Raw genomic sequence first — 827 nt, 5'->3', positions numbered from 1 at the left:
GGATGTGTCGCAAACATTTGGAACGGCTAAAGTCAGCGACTTACTGGATACACCTATCCTGCGATCTCGGCGAATAGCTGAAAGCCGGAAGTCGTATCGCTTGAGAATTGCCGCTTCCGGATCATATTGGCGATTTCGATACCGTCCAAAGTAGCTGATGCGGATCTGAACGATTTGAACCCGCACATGTGTCGTACGCGACGCTTGATAAACCGATGATCCTGTTCGATCAGGTTGTTTAAATACTTGGACCTGACCGTTTGGATTTTGGCTAGGCAACCGAACCGCTTCAGGATCCTGTTCACCTCTCGAATGCCCGCCGCGTTGGCTCCACTTTTGTCGATGACGATCTTGCTCGGGATTCCATTTGACGACAGCGCTTTGGCAAAGAACCTTGCTGCCGCTGGACGGTTCCTGCGCTCAGACAGCATGAAATCAAGGGTATTTCCTGCCTTGTCGACGGCACGATAGAGGTACATCCATTTGCCGCGAACACGAATATAGGTCTCGTCCATACGCCAGGAGCTCAACGTTGGGCGTTTTTTTGATTGCGCACGAGCTGCGACGATCGACGAGTATTTCACAACCCACCTATTCAATGTGGCATGGTCAACTCGCACACCGCGTTCAGCCATAATCTCTTCCAAGTCACGATAGGACACCGTGTATCGCAGATAGAAGTACACAGCGTACAAAACTGCATCCTTGGGGAAATGACAGCCCTTTAACGAGATCATGCTCAAATAACCTGTTCGGAATTTTTCGACCTGTACAAACCTCAGATCACGCAGGCTCGTCAACTAGACCCCAGAGTTTGCGACACATCC

General features: G+C 50.4%; 1 protein-coding gene. It reads right to left on the bottom strand.

The features are described from left to right. Nucleotides 1-53 precede the first annotated feature (53 nt). Nucleotides 54-737, bottom strand: coding sequence for an IS6 family transposase (locus RUM8411_RS22405; RefSeq protein ID WP_085824940.1), 684 nt, complete (start codon nt 735-737; stop codon nt 54-56). Nucleotides 738-827 lie beyond the last annotated feature (90 nt).

The organism is Ruegeria meonggei, from assembly GCF_900172215.1.
GTDB lineage: Bacteria > Pseudomonadota > Alphaproteobacteria > Rhodobacterales > Rhodobacteraceae > Ruegeria > Ruegeria meonggei.
Note: the sequence above shows the minus strand (reverse complement) of the source record. Positions and strands in the feature narration are given on the sequence as shown.

Coding starts and splice junctions, on each gene's coding strand:
- RUM8411_RS22405 (WP_085824940.1), bottom strand. CDS start 737: ATGATCTCGTTAAAGGGCTGTCATTTCCCCAAGGATGCAGTTTTGTAC.